Raw genomic sequence first — 1,692 nt, forward strand, 5'->3', positions numbered from 1 at the left:
ACTCGCGACTGACTTAGGTAAAGCGGGATACGATGTTAGCCACGATAAAGAAACAGGTGTCATTAGTATTACAGCTAAGGGTGTTGCTGGTGTAGAAGTCACTGGTTACTCTGGCGGTACAGCAGCGTTAGGCGGCTTAGCTAGTGGAGCAAACGCCAGTAAAACGTCTGAACTTAAATTATCTTCACCTGAAAAATTTGCCATTAAAGGTACAACAGCTGACGAGCTGCTCGGTGGTGGTGTGACTGCAACTGCTGGTAATTCAACTTTAAACGCAGTGAGTAAGGCTAATATTAGCACTGCAAATGGCGCCCAAGATGCAATAGCTGTGATTGATAACGCTTTGGCCGGAATCGATGCGCAGCGTGCAGATTTAGGTGCGGTTCAAAATCGAATGAGCTTCACTATTAATAACTTAGGCAACGTGCAGACTAACGTGGCTGACGCCCGTAGCCGTATTCAAGATGTTGACTTTGCTAAAGAAACTGCGCAGATGACCAAGCAGCAAATCCTATCTCAGACCTCTTCGGCTATGTTAGCACAGGCTAATCAGTTGCCTCAGGTGGCGTTATCATTACTGGGCTAATCCTTAAATCGAGTAATAGAAAATGAGCTAATGCCCAAGTCTCTATTTAAACAGTTGTTTAGACAATGTACTTGGGCATAGTTATTTTTCCACGTTTCATGCTATTAATTTTATTTTTGTGAATAAGCAATATAATCAGACCATCCATAAGAATTTGCACAGCTCTCAGCTTATTTCCTTCTCCCTTTCTTTTTATTCCTTATCAATCAGGTAGTTGCAGAGGTATGGTTCATTGTGATGATTGCAAATGGATATATTTTTTCAATTATTTAAATAAAAAATTAAAGTAAGCCAAAGTGCTGCCGTTAAACTGAATGTAACCCATGAGATTGGCCTGGCTTAACGTCATTACAGCAAGACAGGCACTAACGTAACGTCAGGTAAAGAGGATATATTTTATGGCTATTTCAGTAAACACCAACGTGACTTCAATGAATTCACAGAAAAACCTCACTAATGCGAACAATGGTTTGAAAACTTCAATGGAACGCTTATCTTCAGGTTTGCGTATCAATGGCGCTAAAGATGATGCGGCGGGCCTACAAATATCAAACCGTATGACGAGTCAAATTAATGGTTTAGACGTAGCAATGCGTAACGCGAACGACGGTATTTCAATTGCGCAAACTGCCGAAGGTTCAATGCAAGAATCGACTAACATTCTGCAGCGTATGCGTGACCTGTCTCTACAATCTGCTAACGGTTCTAACTCTACTGCTGACCGTGAGTCTATGCAGAAAGAGATTTCTTCATTACAAACTGAATTAACACGTATTGCTGACACGACTTCTTTTGGTGGACAGAAATTACTTGATGGTAGTTACGGTAGTCAAAAGTTTCAGGTCGGTTCAAACGCAAATGAAACGATTTCAGTATCGTTGTCTAGCACTGCGGCGAATAAGATTGGTAATCACAGCGTTTCAGGAAAAGGCACTAAATTTGGTGTAGAAACCGCGGGCGCTTTATCGCAAGGTACAGCCGCTGATACAGCTTTTGCTGTTAATGGTAAGGTTGTGGCAATTACCGGCGGTGACAATGCTGCCAAAGTCGCTGATAACATTAATAAAGCAGGTGCAGGCGTTAAGGCTGAAGCCTCAGTTACGACA

1 protein-coding gene and 1 pseudogene are annotated in these 1,692 nt (G+C 42.1%); both read left to right on the top strand.

All coding sequences use genetic code 11. From position 1 onward, the window contains the following. Nucleotides 1–586 (top strand): flagellin (locus L5M71_RS22945; protein ID WP_263209977.1); only part of this gene is annotated, 586 nt, incomplete at its 5' end. Nucleotides 587–984: 398 nt separating this feature from the next. Continuing rightward, nucleotides 985–1,692: pseudogene (locus tag L5M71_RS22950) on the top strand (flagellin); the annotation flags it as partial.

Source organism: Shewanella sp. SW1, assembly GCF_025653545.1.
In the GTDB taxonomy this organism is placed as follows: Bacteria; Pseudomonadota; Gammaproteobacteria; order Enterobacterales; family Shewanellaceae; genus Shewanella; species Shewanella oncorhynchi.